The 16,305-nt window shown below is 40.2% G+C and carries 17 protein-coding genes and 2 tRNA genes; 4 read left to right on the top strand and 15 right to left on the bottom strand.

Features of this window, described 5'->3' with window-relative positions; genetic code table 11:
- Positions 1-3 precede the first annotated feature (3 nt).
- The 4 genes from MTN96_RS27215 to MTN96_RS27200 all read right to left on the bottom strand — a co-directional run bounded on the left by MTN96_RS27215 (position 4) and on the right by MTN96_RS27200 (position 2,675).
- Positions 4-528, bottom strand: coding sequence for a hypothetical protein (locus MTN96_RS27215; protein WP_205601655.1), 525 nt, complete (start codon positions 526-528; stop codon positions 4-6).
- A gap of 107 nt (positions 529-635) precedes the next feature.
- Entirely contained in the window at positions 636-2,012 is a 1,377-nt protein-coding gene (locus MTN96_RS27210; RefSeq protein ID WP_248533383.1) for a lyase family protein, read from the bottom strand.
- Positions 2,013-2,022: 10 nt separating this feature from the next.
- A complete protein-coding gene (locus MTN96_RS27205) occupies positions 2,023-2,388 on the bottom strand; it encodes a hypothetical protein (protein ID WP_004589147.1) in 366 nt (121 codons plus the stop codon).
- A 101-nt stretch (positions 2,389-2,489) separates the two neighbouring features.
- Positions 2,490-2,675, bottom strand: a complete 186-nt coding sequence (locus tag MTN96_RS27200; RefSeq protein ID WP_004589148.1) for a hypothetical protein — start codon at positions 2,673-2,675, stop codon at positions 2,490-2,492.
- Between the two features lie 200 nt (positions 2,676-2,875).
- On the opposite strand from MTN96_RS27200, the gene MTN96_RS27195 reads away from it, so the two are divergent.
- On the top strand, positions 2,876-3,466 hold the full coding sequence (locus MTN96_RS27195; RefSeq protein WP_024032112.1) for a DUF938 domain-containing protein: 591 nt from the start codon (positions 2,876-2,878) through the stop codon (positions 3,464-3,466).
- Here MTN96_RS27195 and MTN96_RS27190 read toward each other — a convergent pair.
- The 6 genes from MTN96_RS27190 to MTN96_RS27165 all read right to left on the bottom strand — a co-directional run bounded on the left by MTN96_RS27190 (position 3,443) and on the right by MTN96_RS27165 (position 9,069).
- Positions 3,443-4,582, bottom strand: a complete 1,140-nt coding sequence (locus MTN96_RS27190) for a GNAT family N-acetyltransferase (RefSeq protein ID WP_248533381.1) — start codon at positions 4,580-4,582, stop codon at positions 3,443-3,445. The genes MTN96_RS27195 and MTN96_RS27190 overlap by 24 nt on opposite strands.
- Positions 4,583-4,668: 86 nt before the next feature.
- Entirely contained in the window at positions 4,669-7,389 is a 2,721-nt protein-coding gene (locus MTN96_RS27185; protein WP_248533379.1) for an ATP-binding protein, read from the bottom strand.
- 132 nt (positions 7,390-7,521) lie between these two features.
- On the bottom strand, positions 7,522-8,010 hold the full coding sequence (locus tag MTN96_RS27180; protein WP_248533377.1) for a DUF4124 domain-containing protein: 489 nt from the start codon (positions 8,008-8,010) through the stop codon (positions 7,522-7,524).
- A 461-nt stretch (positions 8,011-8,471) separates the two neighbouring features.
- A tRNA-Ser gene (locus tag MTN96_RS27175) sits at positions 8,472-8,564 on the bottom strand.
- Positions 8,565-8,617: 53 nt separating this feature from the next.
- Positions 8,618-8,708, bottom strand: a tRNA-Ser gene (locus MTN96_RS27170).
- Positions 8,709-8,928: 220 nt separating this feature from the next.
- Positions 8,929-9,069 (bottom strand): hypothetical protein, encoded by a 141-nt coding sequence (locus tag MTN96_RS27165; RefSeq protein WP_004589025.1) that lies wholly within the window; start codon positions 9,067-9,069, stop codon positions 8,929-8,931.
- Between the two features lie 327 nt (positions 9,070-9,396).
- Between MTN96_RS27165 and MTN96_RS27160 the strand changes: the two genes are divergently transcribed.
- Positions 9,397-10,269, top strand: coding sequence for a diacylglycerol kinase family protein (locus MTN96_RS27160; protein WP_248533375.1), 873 nt, complete (start codon positions 9,397-9,399; stop codon positions 10,267-10,269).
- A gap of 36 nt (positions 10,270-10,305) precedes the next feature.
- Here MTN96_RS27160 and MTN96_RS27155 read toward each other — a convergent pair whose 3' ends face one another.
- The gene (locus MTN96_RS27155; RefSeq protein ID WP_055255371.1) at positions 10,306-11,235 is read right to left on the bottom strand and encodes a DMT family transporter; all 930 of its coding nucleotides are present in this window, start codon (positions 11,233-11,235) and stop codon (positions 10,306-10,308) included.
- 106 nt (positions 11,236-11,341) lie between these two features.
- Here MTN96_RS27155 and MTN96_RS27150 point away from each other — a divergent pair, with 106 nt between their 5' ends.
- On the top strand, positions 11,342-12,784 hold the full coding sequence (locus MTN96_RS27150; protein WP_248533373.1) for a PLP-dependent aminotransferase family protein: 1,443 nt from the start codon (positions 11,342-11,344) through the stop codon (positions 12,782-12,784).
- A 58-nt stretch (positions 12,785-12,842) separates the two neighbouring features.
- Here the strand turns inward: MTN96_RS27150 and MTN96_RS27145 are convergent, their stop codons facing one another.
- Positions 12,843-13,637, bottom strand: a complete 795-nt coding sequence (locus MTN96_RS27145; RefSeq protein ID WP_004589021.1) for a YggN family protein — start codon at positions 13,635-13,637, stop codon at positions 12,843-12,845.
- 381 nt (positions 13,638-14,018) lie between these two features.
- Between MTN96_RS27145 and MTN96_RS27140 the strand changes: the two genes are divergently transcribed.
- Positions 14,019-14,204 (top strand): PA3496 family putative envelope integrity protein, encoded by a 186-nt coding sequence (locus tag MTN96_RS27140; protein WP_004589020.1) that lies wholly within the window; start codon positions 14,019-14,021, stop codon positions 14,202-14,204.
- A gap of 108 nt (positions 14,205-14,312) precedes the next feature.
- Here MTN96_RS27140 and MTN96_RS27135 read toward each other — a convergent pair whose 3' ends face one another.
- From MTN96_RS27135 to MTN96_RS27125, 3 genes are all read right to left on the bottom strand, one after another.
- Positions 14,313-14,807 (bottom strand): glutathione peroxidase, encoded by a 495-nt coding sequence (locus MTN96_RS27135; protein ID WP_054983691.1) that lies wholly within the window; start codon positions 14,805-14,807, stop codon positions 14,313-14,315.
- A 385-nt stretch (positions 14,808-15,192) separates the two neighbouring features.
- Positions 15,193-15,492, bottom strand: coding sequence for an AzlD domain-containing protein (locus MTN96_RS27130; protein WP_004589018.1), 300 nt, complete (start codon positions 15,490-15,492; stop codon positions 15,193-15,195).
- Complete coding sequence (locus MTN96_RS27125; protein WP_138685495.1) at positions 15,489-16,193, bottom strand: AzlC family ABC transporter permease; 705 nt, start codon at positions 16,191-16,193, stop codon at positions 15,489-15,491. The genes MTN96_RS27130 and MTN96_RS27125 overlap by 4 nt, the downstream gene beginning before the upstream one ends.
- Positions 16,194-16,305: the final 112 nt, after the last annotated feature.

Raw genomic sequence — 16,305 nt, 5'->3', positions numbered from 1 at the left:
TCCTTAAAATACACTTACCGCTGAACCTTCAAGTTTAACACATTTATTTTCAACACACTGCGTGCTTGGCGAAGTTAAATGCTGGCACGTGCTCATCATTTCATTTTGTGTGTTGTAGGCTTTTTCAAGCGTTGTTATTTGCTTTGCAAGCGAACTGACTTGCCCCTCTTTAGCTGATTTTGTTGAGTAAACAACATAATCACTTGGTCCGCCGCAAGCTTTGCTTCCTACAGGCATAACCTTACATTGTGCAGAGGTATCGCACTGTGTATTGGCAATTAACGTATTAAGCTCGCTTTTTGCGGTTTTAATGTCGTTAAGTGATACTTCTTTTAAAGCGGTTTTTATGGGTTGTGATGCATCAGTAGGGGTTTTGTGCTTGTTTTCACTGCTGGTTTGTTGAGGTACTTCTTTATGCGGTACTTCTTTAAGCTCGTTCACCGAGTTAGTTGGTGCATCTTGCGATGTTGTTTCGAGGCATGCAGTTAAACAAAGTGGTAAAAGTAGGGCTAACAGTGGAGTACGCATAACAAACCTTGATAGTGATGAATTATTCATCACTATCATACACGGTGCATTTTTAACGGCAATAAAAACTATATTATCAAGTAATTAAAGCCGTTTTAGATTTACCTTTATAAACCGCCTTGGGTAAGTTTAGTGGGGTTAAGCAGTTTTTCTAATTCACTGCGTGGAAGGTCGGTTTCTTGCTCTGCGACATCAATAATTGGGCGGGCTTCTTTGTAGGCTTGCTTGGCTATTTTGGCTGCTTTTTCGTAACCGATCACCGGATTAAGCGCTGTCACTAAAATTGGATTTTTGGCCAGTGCTTTATCAATATTGGGCTGGTTTACTTTAAAACTCGCAATGGCTTTATCTGCCAATGCTTGGGCGCTATTAGCAAGTAACTCAATGCTTTGTAAAATATTGTGCGCAATAACAGGTAGCATTACGTTTAGCTCAAAATTACCGGCTTGGCCTGCCACAGTGATGGTTGCATCGTTACCTATAACTTGAGCGCTTACCATGGCTGCCGCTTCTGGGATCACCGGGTTTACTTTACCCGGCATAATCGATGAGCCTGGTTGCAGTGCTTCAAGCTCTATTTCGCCAAGCCCGGCGAGTGGGCCTGAGTTCATCCAGCGTAAGTCATTGGCTATTTTCATTTGCGCTACAGCGAGTACTTTTAACTGACCTGAGAGCGCTACAATGGCATCTTGCGAGCCAATATTGTAAAAAAAGTTACTGCTTGGCTTAAAGCTTATACCCACATTAGCGCTTAAGTTTTTAGCAAACTTTGAGGCAAATTCGCCATCAGCATTAATGCCCGTACCAACAGCTGTCCCGCCTTGGGCAAGCTCACATACTCGCTCTAAGCTATGGCGAATACCGGAGGCTGCATTATTTACTTGTGATTGCCAGGCGCTTAGCGTTTGCTCAAACGTAACGGGCATGGCATCCATTAAATGCGTACGGCCAGTTTTAACTATTTTGCCAACGTCTGCCTTTTTTTGCTCTAAACTCTGCGATAGTTTTTCAAGAGATGGCAGTAATTCATAAACCACGTTAATAGCACTACTTAGTGCAATGGCTGTAGGTACTACATCGTTAGAGCTTTGCCCCATATTTACATCATCGTTGGGGTGAATTGGCTCATTACCAATGCGAGTTGCAAGTGTTGCGATAACTTCATTCGCGTTCATGTTCGAGCTGGTGCCTGAGCCTGTTTGGAAAATATCAACCGGGAAGTGCTCGTAATGCTCGCCATCAATAATTTGTTGGCATGCTTGCTCAATAGCGTTGGCTTTACTTTTACTTAAGTGATTTAGCTCAAAGTTACTTTGTGCTGCAGCTTGCTTAATGTATGCAAGCGCTGTTACAAACTGTTTTGGCATAGTTAAGCCGCTAATAGCAAAGTTGTTAACTGCACGCTGGGTTTGCGCTTGGTATAGCGCATCACTAGGGACCTGTAATTCACCCATGCTGTCGGATTCGGTTCTAAAATTGCTCATAAGTCGCTCCTTAAAAAGGGTTAAATTCGTGACTGAGTACGCGAGCTTCGCGCTCAAGTTTTAAAAATTTTTCAGTATCGTTATGTGCATAGTAAAAGCGTTTTAATGCCAATAAGGGTTTATATAATTGCTCAAGGCACTGCTTACGAATGGCATTGTGTATTAGAGGGTCGCACATTTTATTGATAATTTCATGGTGAGTGCGTAATAAATATAACTCTTGTAGTAAGGGGTTACGCTGTTTTTCAAAGCTTTTAGCAACGTTTAAAGCGGTTTCTATGTAGTGAGCTACCACCATAGGCGCATGTAAGCCTGGGCGTAAGCAGTTACAAGCAAGTTCATGATGATAAGGCTGTAATGCCTGAAAGGGAGACATAAAAAAACCGATTTAAGTTAACGATAATAGTTATCATTACATTTAATCGGTTTCAGTGTAAACAGTTATTATAAAAATTATTTGCAGCGTTTAATTGAGTATCAATTATAGCCAAGGATGAATATTTGGTCTGTTTCATGTTTTTTTAGCGCCTGTTGATTTTGGTTACAGTGAGAAAGTAAGTCGATTACAGTGGCTCTACTATCACAGGTGCTACTTGGTTTTTCGGTGCTTTTTTCTGTCACTGAGACCACAGCGTCTACAGCGGTGTAAGGGGGAGTATGCATAATTTTATCCTCGTATTTAATATTGGTAATACACCCTACTTAGGGTTGATTTAATTAAAGCATAATACATACCATCGCCTTATTTTTATTTTAGTGCCATGAATTAACTCACTTTTATAAATTATCTATAAAACTTTAATTGTTCAGTGCCATTTTTTTGCGTTAATGTTGTGCAATAAGTTTCAATATTGGTGCAGGTCATGATCAAACCTTTCTCACAAGCGTGTGAAAACAATAAGGGTCCTATTTTAGAGGTGCTTAAAACGGTTTTTAATAAGACAAAATCGGTACTCGAAGTAGGCTCGGGTACGGGGCAGCATAGTGTGTTTTTTGCTGAGCAATTACCGCATTTACAGTGGTATACAAGTGATCGCCGTATAAACCATGAGGGCATAAATTTATGGCATAAGGAGGCAAATTTAACTAATTTACACGGCCCTCTTGAGCTTGATTTGAATTATGCATGGCCGGTAAATAACGTAGATGCCATTTACACAGCAAATACGTTTCATATTGTAAGTTGGCAGTTGGTTGAGCAATTTTTTAAAGGGGTTTCAACGCACTTAGCAAGCCAAGGTGTAGTGTGTATTTATGGCCCTTTCAAATACCAAGGGCAGTTTACAAGTGCAAGTAATGAAGAGTTCGATCGCTTTTTAACACAGCGTGACCCATTTAGCGGCATTCGTGATTTTGAGGCCATAGAGCAATTAGCAACACAAGCAGGCCTTACACTCATAAGTGATACAGCTATGCCAGCTAACAATCAGTTATTGGTTTTTAAACGGCAGTAAATCAGCGCACTGCGTTTTATAAATTGTCATATGTTGGCGTTCTCGCTTTAGGTAGTCGTTTATTGCTGCTCTAAAGTCGGGTTCAACAATATAGTGGCTGGAGTAGGTAAAAACAGGCTCAAACCCACGAGGTATTTTATGCTCACCTTGAGCGCCGGAGTGAAAGCAATGTAAGTTATGCTTAATCGCAAATTCAATCCCTTGGTAGTAACACAGCTCAAAATGAAGGGAGTCTATTTCTTCGCTGGCGCCCCAATAGCGGCCATACAAGGTGTTTTCACCTTGTAAGCTTAGCGTTGCTGCCACTATTTTGTTGTCTTTTTTGGCAAGCATAACAATTAGCTGATCGCTCATTAGTGCCTGTAATAAAGTAAAAAACTCAATATTTAAATACCCTAAATGCCCAGAACGTTTTAAATAAGTACGCTGATAAAACTCACAAAATAGCTGCATTGTTTCAGGGCTGAGGTGCGAGCCTTGCAGCCATTCAATGGTAATATTTTGCTGTGCTATTTTAGCTCGCTCTTTTTTTAGCGTTTTTCGTTTGCGTGCGGTGAGTGTATTTAAAAAATCGTCAAAGGTTTTAAAGCCTTTATTAAACCATTGAAACTGCACGCCTACGCGCTGCATTATATCGTCAGTACACAGGGCTTGAACTTGAACCTTTGGGCAAAAGTTAACATGCCAGCCAGACCAACCTTGCTCCACACTGGTTAAATTTAATTGCTTTTTTATGTACTCGTATACGCTTTGTGTATTCGTATGTGCAATGGCAATACGCTGGCCTTCAATGGGGCTAAAGGGCACACCGCTTAGCCATTTAGGGTAATAGGCTAATCCGTGTTGCTCGTAGGCTTCTGCCCATGCCCAATCAAAAACATACTCTCCGTAAGAGTGGCTTTTTAAATACCCAGGAGCGAGTGCGACTAATTTGTCAGCTTCATAAACCGCTAAGTGCTGAGGCTGCCAGCCTGTCTCTTTGTTCACACACTGGCTTTGCTCTAATGCATATAAAAATGCATGGCGGGTAAAAGGTTCATTACCGAATAAACGAGTCCATTCGTGTACGTCTATCTGGTTAATATCACTAAACCATTGGTGGGTAAAAGTGGCCATTACTGCTTACCTTGGGCTGCTTTATAGTGGGTGGTGGCGTTTTAAACTAAGTTAACACAAGTGCATTTATTTTGCGCATTATTGTATTAGGGCTCTTCAATTTCGGCATATTGGGCTAAGCACGCGGTTAGCTTAACCAGTTCTAGCGGTTTTGCAAGATGCTGATTAAAACCAACGGCTTGAGCATGGGCTTTATCCTCAGGCATAACATCGGCGGTCAGCGCAATAATGGGCAACTCTACCTCACTTTTAAATTGCCTAATTAGGGCGGTGGCTCTGTAACCATCCATTATTGGCATTTGGCAGTCCATTAAAATTAAGTCAAAGTGTTGCTCTTTTGCTATATCTACTGCCGCTTCACCATTTTCGACAAGATGGGCAACAATACCTAATGAGCCTAGCATGGCTTTAATTACCATTTGGTTTACGGGGTTATCTTCTGCTACTAGCACTTTTAAGGCCGCCAATTTAGTACCCGAGTATACAAGCTCGGCTTGCTCTTGTACTGGGCTGGTGCGAAGCTCAACGTCAAATTTAAACGTAGAGCCAACGTTTGGTTCGCTCTGTAATGTGACGTTACCGCCCATTAATTTACTGAGCTCTTTTACGACAGTTAAGCCCAGGCCTGTGCCACCGTATCGCCTTGATGTTGAGTCGTCTGCTTGGGTAAAGGCACTAAATAGCTTGGACTGCTGGGTAGGCTTTATGCCAATACCCGTATCTGTAACGGTTACGGTAATTTTAACTTTGTCAGTACTGATAAACTCTCCGCCAAAGTCTACATTTACTTTGCCTTGCTCTGTAAATTTTATTGCGTTGCTGCAAAGGTTTAGCACTACTTGCTCAAAGCGTAAAGGGTCGCCTACATACCAAGTATCTACCGGAAGATGACTGCTAACCTGCCAGCCAATGCCTTTATTGGCTGCACTGGCCTCAAACATTGTGTTAATACGCTTTATAATTGCATGAAGGTCAAACGCTGTGCTTTCTAGCTTAAGCTTATGTGATTCAATTTTTGAAATATCAAGTATGTCGTTAATCAGGTTTAGTAAGCTTTTAGATGAAGAGTTTATTTTGTCTAAGTAACCAATAAGAGTGTGTGCGTTGTCTTCTTTGCGCGCTAATGATGAAAAGCCAATAACTGCATTTAATGGTGTGCGTATTTCATGGCTCATATTGGCTAAAAATCGGCTTTTAGCCTGATTAGCTAAGTCAGATTGCTTTTTAGCTTGCGCAAGCGAATGGGTGCGCTCTGCGACTTTTCGGGTAAGGGCAATTTGTTGCTGATTAAAAAGCAGTAAAACAATTAAAATTAAAGCGCATACCACCAATTGCAAGGCCATTAAATACAGTGTTAATTGGTTATTATGGGGGGCAAGGTATTTTTCTTTTAAGGCTAAATGTGCATTCCATATTTGCCCACCAAAGCTGAGTTTTAGTTTCATAACACGGCTGCCCTGAGCAATATTTAAACTTTTGCCGTAGTTACTATAAAATGCGGGCTTATTTACATCTTCATAGAGCGCAATAGAAAACATCTCTGATTGTTGCTCGTTAATCGCTTGCTCAATAATATTACGCACTAAAAACACACCTGTTGCGTACCCCTTTATAATAGCTTTTTGCTGTTGTTGTTCGTACACGGGGGCAAATAGCAGATAGGCAGGCTCAGGCTCAGCTGTTTGCACTAACTGAATAATTTTAGTGCTGACTGGCTGATACCTAATTGCAGGGTTTACTAGCGATGCTTTTCTGTCTGGGTTTGAATACACATTAAAACCAACCGCTTTTTGGTTGCCATTAAAAGGGGCAATGTATTTAACGATGACCATAGGATCGTCTGGTTCAAGGGGCTCGCCGACAATTTCAAAGTCTAGGTGGTATATATCGGCAACTTCTTGGGTAAACGAAGCTCGCTCACTTTGCGCTATTTTTTGATTCCACGAAAGCGCTTTAATAAACGAATGCTGTGCCAGTAACTCGCTGGCGTAGGCGTAAAAGTCTTGTTGGTTTAAATCAGGGTTAGATTGTACTTGGCTGGCTAAGCTTTGCACCGCTATTAAACTTTGGTTGATGTAGCGATATAAGCTATTTTCAATAATGTGAGCTTCTCGCTCGGCGACTTTAACGGTATTTTGTCTGTTTTCTTGGTTATAAAGCTGAGTAGTTACTGCAACAGATACAAATAAAATACTACATACCGCTAACGTAGGCAGCGGCGATATAGGCCTATTTTGCCCCTTAAACTGAGTAAGCACCAATAGCAGAGGAGTGGCAATAATTACGCCTAATGAGTCTCCTAGCCACCAAAATAACACATTTTGCCAATGATCTTTAATATCGTATGCGGAGTTAAATTGGCTCAGCGCAATAACCCCAAAATTTGCTGAAATTAAACTAACCGCAATGCCCACAACAAAAATAAAATAAATGATACTTGCGCGTTTTTTAAAATACAGCGGGTGTCCAAGCCAATATTTAAGTAAACCAGCCCCCACCATTGCCTGCAATACAATGCCAATAGCAATATACATGGCTTGGCTGAAGGTATTGCCAACTAACACCATATCGTGAGCTGTGCTGTCAAAAATATTAAAGTTAAAAGCAAAGGCTGCTATAAAAAGCGCTGGAATGAAGCGCCACCACCACATATAGCATCCAACTAAGGCAATACCTGCAGGTAACCATACTGGGATAATTTGAGTATTAAAGGCGAGCTTAGTGAGTGAAATACCAATTAAAAAGTACGCTAATGAAAAAATTATGTAAAAGATAACTGAATGATATTTTGAGTTAAAATTTTTCACATAGCTCCCTGACTTTTTAAAAGTACTTAATTTTAAATATCAGTATAGCGAACAGTATGTTATTTGCGGTATTTTTTAATATATGTTGTAAAAGGTGTACCTTGCGCAATGTGTAAACTGCTTATTTAGCAGTTAAGGTTGTTTGCTCAGCTGCTGTTTTTGCTGCTGTAAAATAGAGATTTGTTGCTCTACAGCGCTAATTAATGCGTTATAGCGGTTTTGAATCGCTGAAGTTTTAGTGGCTATCGCATCGGCTATTGATTCGGCGCCCATTCTATTAGCTTGATCTTGAGTAACATAGCTGGCTTGTTGTTTGGCGTCGGCTAAGTCTTCTTTATAATTTTTGATAGTAAGCTGGTGGCGTTTAATTTCACGATCAATTTTTTTAATCTCAATGTAGTTATCTACAGAGGCACCAGGCATTGCGGGTGAGTTTGCATTATTGCCGTACTTATCGGCAACTAGTGGCTGTTTTAGCTTAATAACTTCTGCATTGTCAGCACAGGGTGTTTGGCTAAATGTAACGACTCCTTTAATTGTGCATTTATAAACCGTAATGTCTTGGGCTGCGTGTGTACTTAAAGCCACAAGGCCTATTAAAGGTGCAATTAAACGAAACATAATTAAACTTACGTTAGTGGAGTTGTTATTAATAATGCCGTAACTACCCAGTGTATTCAATGTGTTTTGATTCACCTCTTTTAATAAGAAATGGTGGAGAAGGAGGGATTAGCTTAATTACATCCATGTAATTAATTGCTTTGCAACGCCTGTGGCGGCTTAAACTGTTCCAGACATTTTATCGAACCCTATCGAGGGTTCTCACCCTCCTTGGATACATTGGCTGTTAAATTTCAGGCACAAAAAAACCGCAACTAAGCGGTTTTTAATAAGAAATGGTGGAGAAGGAGGGATTAGCTTAATTACATCCATGTAATTAATTGCTTTGCAACGCCTGCGGCGGCTTAAAGTGTTCCAGACATTTTATCGAACCCTAGCGAGGATTCTCACCCTCCTTGGCTACATTGGCTGTTAAATTTCAGGCACAAAAAAACCGCAACTAAGCAGTTTTTAATAAGAAATGGTGGAGAAGGAGGGATTCGAACCCTCGATAGAGCTACAAACTCTATACTCCCTTAGCAGGGGAGCTCCTTCGGCCACTCGGACACCTCTCCAACGCATAACAGATTGTATTAACGGTAGTTTATTCATACCATTAATTAAATAGTGGTGGAGAGATAGGGATTTGAACCCTAGATAGGCTACAAACCTATGCCGGTTTTCAAGACCGGTGCATTCGACCACTCTGCCATCTCTCCGTGACGCAGAATAATACTTAGGTGATACCGTCGTGTAAATAGCAAATAAACTGTTTGCTTAAAAAGTAGGCGTAATTACGGTTTTTTTTGTAAATAGAGGGAAATTAGAAGGATTTAAACTAAAAATTAAAGGGTGGCAGCAAACTAAGGGAGCTAAAGAAGCGCTTTCAATAGTGGTTAGTTGTTTACTGCCCCTGCTTAATAATCATAACAAGATTGATTATTTGTATTGCGCGGCGCTGTTTAATGCTAACTTTTTGCCCATACGGTTTAATTTAGCAAGCATTTTAGCTTTACGGTTAGTTGGTTTTACGCCAACGTGGGCTGCTGCATTTTGGTTTAGGGTGTTTATTGGGTTCATGTCTTTGCTCCAAGGTGTATGTGTTTAAATCGCGAGCATTTTGACTCTTTTTTGTTTAAAAATACAACAATATAAACTAAGGCTTGGCTATTAGTTATTTTTATCTGAATTTGCATTGTTTTGTTTTTAATTAAAACTACTAAGTGCCCATTTTGCATAGTTATTTAACCAGGGGAACAAGCTTTTAATTTGTTTTGTAAGTATTTTTTTTGTTTTTTAATGTTTTTAGTAAATTTTTACGCACTTTTATGATTAATTATTCAGATAAATTAATTTTAACTTAATTCTTATTTATGCTGGCGTACTGGCTAATAGGAGGTAAATTACTTGCAGTTGTTAATAATAGTTAAACCGAGCGTAAAAAACGTGGTGTTAGAACACTTTGATTGGCTTAAAAAAACATGCCAGAAGAAAAATATTCTCTATATTACGGTTAAAACGACAGGTAATTTTGAGTACGACTTAGCAAACGTTAAATTGAATGCACAAAAAAGCCAAATAGCAGTGGCTATTGGTGGCGATGGCACGCTTAATTTGGCACTTAATGGCGTGATTAACAGTGCATGTAGTTTGGCAATATTACCTTGTGGTACGGGCAATGATTTTGCCCGTCGCTTTCATTGCTCCGCTAAACAATGGCAAAACGCTATTTTTAATGCCCCCACACACTTAATTGATGTAGGTAAAATTAATACTCGTTACTTTATTAATGTGGCTGGTGTTGGTTTTGATGCTCATGTAATTAAGCAGTTGGGTCATTTACAAAGCATGTCAGCTTGGCGCTATAAGTGGACGAGTTTTAAATCGCTCTTTACTTACAAAGCAAGCACACTAAATGGAGCATTTTTAAATAAGCAATGTAGCTATCAAAATTTAATAACTGTATTTGCGAACTCTCAGTATTTTGGTGGCGGCATTAAAATAGCACCTAGGGCGAAAATTGATGATGGACTGCTTGATTGCTACCAAATGCAAGCGGGTAGTCTTGTTGATCACTTATATAGCTTTATTAAATTAATTTTTAAGCGCCACCATACTTTAAAAAAGCTTACTTATAGCCAACTCAAACAGGCGCGTATTAATACTAAAAACTTATTAATTGAGGCCGATGGCGAGCTAGTAGGTGTTACGCCCGCGGTTATTGCTATCCAGGAGCAGGCTGTTAATTTTCATATACCAATAAAAAAGCGCCTACAGTAGGGTAGGCGCTTTTGTGTTAGTGCGTTAAAAACGCCTCTAACTGGGGACGGAGCCATTTTTAGCAACGCAGCGGCTTGCTAAAAAGGCGTTAATTCTTTTTGTGGGGGTAAGTACAATTGCATTACCCAGTAGTACTAAACTAAAGCCGGCAAAGGTGTTTGCATGCCATTCAAAGCCTTCAAAAAAGCTGCTTAATGCAACGGCCACTAACGGAAACAGCACTATGGCGTAGCTTGCCTTTTCGGGGCCAATGTTTTTTAACAAGGCAAAATAGCAGCCAAATGCAATCACAGTACCAAAAACCGATAAATACAACAGCGACAGCCAATAGCTGGTAGGGGCACTAAAACTGACCGTTATACCATTTATTAATACATACACGGCTAAACCTACTGCGCTATATAACATGCCCCATGCGTTACCCTGCAGCACACCTATTTGACGATTAGAATTACGTACACTAATCATATTGCCCAATGAAGCCACAAAGGTACCCCCAAGGGCAAGTAGTAACCCGACCAACGCCCCATTACTCAAGTCGAATTGCTGTAAATGCGGCCAAAACAGACAAATAATACCCACCACGCCGATTAGCGCGCCGCAGTAAATGCGTTTGGCAATGGGCTTTGCAAAAAATAAACGGGTGTTGACTATGTTCATTATTAGCAACATTGAAAATGCAATAGAGGCCATTGCCGATGAGAGGTAGTTTTGTGCCCAATACAAAAGCAAATAATTTAAGCCAAAGTTAGAAATGGCCAATAAAGCAAAAAAGCCATGATCGACTAACGAAAATCGCATATTAGGCTTTTTGTAGGCCACAAATAGCCACATACATGCAGCTGCTATGGCAAAGCGATAAAACAAAGAAAGCTCCACAGCAATATCGCCTAGCTGAAACGAAATTGCGAGCCACGTAGAGCCCCAAATTAACACTGTTGTGAGATATAGCGCTGCGCTTTTCATGGCAAACCTCTAAAAAAACCGATTGAGTGGTTATTTTAGGGTCTATCTGTATACTTACCATAAACAGAAAAGTATAAATGTAACCTATACAGATTTGAGGCGAGATATGCAGCCAGCTGCCAATAAGCAAAAAGCCGAGTTTTTATATCAACAAGTTATTGAGCTAATTAAAGACATGCAAGCACAAAAGGTGTTACTACCTGGGGAAAAGCTTCCTTCGCTTCGTAAAATGGCCAGTAACTTAAATATTAGCATTCCGACGGTTAAGCAAGCGTATCAAGCGTTAGAAGATCAAGGGTTAGTAGAGGCACGTGAAAAATCGGGCTACTTTTTAACGGTGCTTAACACGGTTTACAGTTTGCCAAAGCGTGTAAAACTAAGCCGCGAGCCTGTCACTGTAAATAAACAAGCATTAATAGAGCAGGTATACAGCGCTATTCATCAACCTAATGTAATTGCCTTTGGTATTGCCAATCCCGTTGCTGCCGCGCCTACCGATAAAGCTTTAGCCCGTACCATGCGTCGGGTTATGACAATTGCTGGGGCGAGTGTTATTAATTATGGCCCTATTGATGGTTTTGCTGCGCTTAAAAAGCAATTAGTGCATAGATACTTAGGCTTTGGTATTGGTGTAAATATAGATGAACTGGTGATCACCAATGGCGCGCAAGAGGCGCTGGCTATCGCACTTAAGTGTGTTACTAAGCCCGGCGATGTGGTTGCAATTGAAACCCCATGTTATCACGGCATTATTGAACTAATAGAGAGCTTAGGATTAAAGGCGCTTGAAATTCCGCTATGCCCCGACAATGGTATTTGGCTTAACGACCTAGCTCAAGCGCTTGAACAACATGATATAAAAGCATGCTTGTTTTCGACCGCCATAAATAACCCGGTTGGCAGCTTTATGAGCGATGAAAGCCGTAAGCAAATGGTGGACTTAATAGAGTCACATAATGTTGTTCTTATAGAAGATGATGTGTACGGTGATCTGCACTTTACTGCCAAGCGTGGCACGCCCGCTTTAGCGTATTCAAAAAAGGGGCTTGTGATCAGCTGCGCCTCGTTTTCAAAAACGGCTGCGCCAAGTTATCGAGTTGGTTGGTTAATAGCTGGCAAGTTTGCTGGACAAGCGCGCCGGCATAAGCGTGCATTAAGTTGCTCTGCCTCACTTATAAATCAGTGGACGCTTTCTGAGTTTATAGCCAGTGGTGAGTATGACCGTAATTTAAAAGTACTTAGGCAACGCTTACGTAATAACAAAGAGCGCATGCGGTGGTGCTTATTAAACGCGATGCCTAAAAATACACGTATTAGTGACCCTAAAGGTGGGTGTGTTATTTGGCTTGATTTAGGCCAAGGGGTAGACAGTCAAAAGTTATTTTTACTGGCGTTAGAAGTTGGTATTAGCATAACCCCCGGACTTATTTTTTCAGCAAGTAATAAGTATAAAAGCTGTATTAGGCTAAGTTACGGGGTGCAGTGGAGCGAAAAAATAGAGCAGGCTATTACCACGTTAGGTGCGCTGGCTCACACGCTAAAAGAATAAAAAAGCAGCACCTAATATACAAGTGCTGCTAAAGGGATGTTAAATACGGTGCGGTGTATTAATTTTGTTTAATGGTAAATAGCTCGTAGCCTTTTAGCTGCGGTAACTGCGCTACTAATTGCTCTTCTTGCTGTGCAATGTTGGCAAAGCTGTCGCATAAAGAGTTGGCACGCTTTTCAAGCGCACTGGCATGCAGCTCTACTTTTTCTTCTATTTGCGCGCCCATATTTTCCATGCGTTGCTCAAATGCATCCATATCTCCACCCGAACCAAGCAGCTCAGAGCCTAAAGCAACTAAAATACTGCCCATTGATTGCATAACGGCAGACTCAACCACGGTTTCTATTTGCTCCTCAAATTGGTGTTCAAAGTTTTCACCAAATTGATTAAAGCTTTGTTGGCCCATTACAAACGTACCTTGTTGATAAAAGGTGTTTTCTACTTCAAGTCTTATATCGTCCATCAGGCCAGATAAGTCATCAAGGCCATCAATATTAAATGCGTTAGCTACTTCCTCTAGTGCTACACCGGCTATTTTTACTCCGTCTAGGGCAATATTAGCGACCTCAGGTAGCTGCGTACGTAAGTTGTCAGAATACTGGGTAAGCGCTTGGCGCTGTTCGCTATTAATGGATACTTGTTCGCCATTTATAGTTAAGTTGCCATTGCTGTTAAAGCGCATGAATTGATTAGATGCGGTAAAAATTTCTAATTCGCTAGGTTTAATGCGTACATCGTTTTTGAACTCTACATTGCACTGCTCATTGCTAAACGAAATGCCCGCATTGTTATCGTTATGTGCCATTGCAGCGGGTGTACAAATTAAAGCGCTTACTAATAGTAAATTTTTCATGTTTATTCTCTAATAATTGTTGATGACAGCTAAGTACAAACAAGTTTGGTGCCATTATTTATTTTTATTTTAAAACAGTAGGTTATGAAATTTGTGTGTTTTTAATGATTTTTAATTTTGATAAATAAACTACTTTTTAGTCAAAAACACTAAAAATAAATAAATGATAAATTTTATTTGTCGAAACGATAAAAAACTCTCACTTTCCACTTTCTTAATTTAGCGCTATTTATTCACAATATTGACATGAAGGCTATTTACGATAGTCACGTGGCTTTATTTTGGTGCTAATTTGTTCGTATTTTAGCGCTAAACATTTTTTTAATTTACCAAGTGCAGGAATAAACCTGAGTTGGTCTCAAACACTTTATGGAGTGGGTTGTGGGTAAGACATTTAGTTACGATGCGCTAGATGATGATTTTGTTGAAGACGAGTACGAAATGGTCGGGCGTAATCAGCATGACAAAAAAAAGCAAAAGGTGAAAAAGAAGTTGGAAGATTACCTTGAGCAAAAACGTTTGCGTAAAAATCTAGGTGAAGACGACTTAAACGATTACATAGACTAAATTGTGCTAGTTAAAATAATGCGCCTTTTTATTAGGGTTTGAATGTGCGTTTACGCATGTTTAAAGGCTAAACATTGGCAATAAAGAGGCTTTATGCCTCTTTATTACTTATTGTGTACTTAATTTAGCGAGTGCTTGTTGAATAGTGGTTTCTAGCTTTTCTGGTTTTGTAAAAGGCGCATAGCGCTTGATAGGTGTGCCATCGGACGCTATCAAAAACTTGGTGAAGTTCCACTTTATTTTGCGTGTTAAAAAGCCGGGTAAGGCCGATTTTAAATACCTAAATACAGGGTGGGCGTGACGACCGTTTACATCCACTTTAGCGGCCATTAAAAAGCTTACCCCGTAATTGATTAAACAACCTTGTTGTATTTGCGTTGCGTCGCCTGGCTCTTGCTGACCAAATTGATTACATGGAAAACCAATAATAACCAATCCGCTTTTCGCGTACTTACTATGAAGAGTTTGTAGCGACTCGTACTGCTTAGTAAAACCACACTCACTTGCGGTATTAACAATAAGCACAACCTTGCCTTCAAAGTCGCTAAAATTAATTGTTTTACCGTCTAACGCAGTAGCCGTTAATTGATGAAATTCATGCATGATGGATGCTTTTTTATTGTTGTTAGTTACATTCTACCCGCTGTAGCGCGTTACTAAAAGTATAAAATTTAGGCTTGTTAATACCGCGCTTAACTATGCGCTAATGGGTTGGCTGTTATTTAGGGCGTGTTGAACTTTGCGGATTGAAATTTGTTCAACCTAGGGGCGCTCAAATCGCGGCGCGAGGTTTGTAACCTAGTGGGCTAAGTAAAAACCGAGCAACAAAGAGTTTATCGCCCCTAGGCAGAACCCAAAGGGCAGCGCATGTTTGGCATTTATGCTACGTTATCGCCTATTTATGGGGAATAACCACACTTCACAGGCTCTGCCTTGCCTAAAAACCAAACATACTGCTGCAAATTCAAACGCCAAAGGTCAACACGCTCTAGTTTAAAATTAAAAATAACCCCATACTGGCAAGCGTTGTGTAATAAATATTATGTGTTTTATAGGCAACAATAATGGCAACGATGGCTGCGCTTAAATAAGGGTTGTGCCAGTTAAGGTTGAGCCCGTCTTCATTTATAAAAATAATGGGTACCCAAATAGCGGTTAGTACAGCGGGTGCGCTAAAGCTTAAAAACTGCTGCATTTTAGGGCCCACTTTAAAACCAAGGCGTTGATGTAAAAATAAGTAACGAGTAAAAAAGGTAATACACGCCATTAATAATATAGTGAGCATCATAATGGGCTGTCCTTTTTTTGTGTAAGCCTTGCAGTAAAGTAGCCTGCACTCATTGCAAGTAGAGCAGCACAAACCAACCACAACTCAAACCCCGTGCTTTTTAAAACTGTGGCGCTAATACCCGCAACAATCACAGTAACCAGCGAGGCTAAATTTTTTATGCCCGGTACCACAAGCGCAATAAATGTAGCTGCAATAGCAAAGTCGAGCCCTAAATTTGTTAAATCAGGGAGCACACTTCCTGCAACTATGCCTATGAGTGTCCAAAGGTTCCATGCAATATAAAAACTAAAACCCGCGCTTAAAGCGTATATTAGGCGCGCTTTTGTTTTATAGGCTTTGCGGTGATGCGAAAAGGCAAACAGCTCGTCGGTTAGTACAAAACTTATTGGTAAGCGCCACCGTAATGGCTGTGAAATAACTTTATGGCGTACGGCTAAACCGTATAAAAAATGCCGAGAGCTAATAATAAATGTGGTAAATAGAATAGTCAGTAAAGGGGTGTTACCGGCCATTAGTTCAATTGCAACTAATTGTGCAGAACCCGCGAATACAAGTAATGACATTGCTTGTGTTTCAAAGGCACTAAAGCCATTTTGAATCGCTAAAGAGCCACATAATATTCCCCAAGGAACGACCGCCAGGCAAAGCGGGAGCATATCAAAAAAACCTTTTAATACTGCGCGTTTAGTTATATTCATTAATACAAGTAAGTAATAAGTTTGTGCGTTTAGTGTGCCATAAATAGCGCTTTATGTAATATCATTAATGCAGCGGTAGTAAAACTTTGGAATAATGGCTTTAGTATCAAAA

Source organism: Pseudoalteromonas sp. 2CM28B (genome assembly GCF_023161935.1).
This window is presented reverse-complemented; position numbering and strand designations above follow the sequence as displayed.

Coding starts and splice junctions, on each gene's coding strand:
- MTN96_RS27215 (WP_205601655.1), bottom strand. CDS start 528: ATGCGTACTCCACTGTTAGCCCTACTTTTACCACTTTGTTTAACTGCA.
- MTN96_RS27210 (WP_248533383.1), bottom strand. CDS start 2,012: ATGAGCAATTTTAGAACCGAATCCGACAGCATGGGTGAATTACAGGTC.
- MTN96_RS27205 (WP_004589147.1), bottom strand. CDS start 2,388: ATGTCTCCCTTTCAGGCATTACAGCCTTATCATCATGAACTTGCTTGT.
- MTN96_RS27200 (WP_004589148.1), bottom strand. CDS start 2,675: ATGCATACTCCCCCTTACACCGCTGTAGACGCTGTGGTCTCAGTGACA.
- MTN96_RS27195 (WP_024032112.1), top strand. CDS start 2,876: ATGATCAAACCTTTCTCACAAGCGTGTGAAAACAATAAGGGTCCTATT.
- MTN96_RS27190 (WP_248533381.1), bottom strand. CDS start 4,582: ATGGCCACTTTTACCCACCAATGGTTTAGTGATATTAACCAGATAGAC.
- MTN96_RS27180 (WP_248533377.1), bottom strand. CDS start 8,010: ATGTTTCGTTTAATTGCACCTTTAATAGGCCTTGTGGCTTTAAGTACA.
- MTN96_RS27165 (WP_004589025.1), bottom strand. CDS start 9,069: ATGAACCCAATAAACACCCTAAACCAAAATGCAGCAGCCCACGTTGGC.
- MTN96_RS27155 (WP_055255371.1), bottom strand. CDS start 11,235: ATGAAAAGCGCAGCGCTATATCTCACAACAGTGTTAATTTGGGGCTCT.
- MTN96_RS27150 (WP_248533373.1), top strand. CDS start 11,342: ATGCAGCCAGCTGCCAATAAGCAAAAAGCCGAGTTTTTATATCAACAA.
- MTN96_RS27145 (WP_004589021.1), bottom strand. CDS start 13,637: ATGAAAAATTTACTATTAGTAAGCGCTTTAATTTGTACACCCGCTGCA.
- MTN96_RS27135 (WP_054983691.1), bottom strand. CDS start 14,807: ATGCATGAATTTCATCAATTAACGGCTACTGCGTTAGACGGTAAAACA.
- MTN96_RS27130 (WP_004589018.1), bottom strand. CDS start 15,492: ATGATGCTCACTATATTATTAATGGCGTGTATTACCTTTTTTACTCGT.
- MTN96_RS27125 (WP_138685495.1), bottom strand. CDS start 16,193: ATGAATATAACTAAACGCGCAGTATTAAAAGGTTTTTTTGATATGCTC.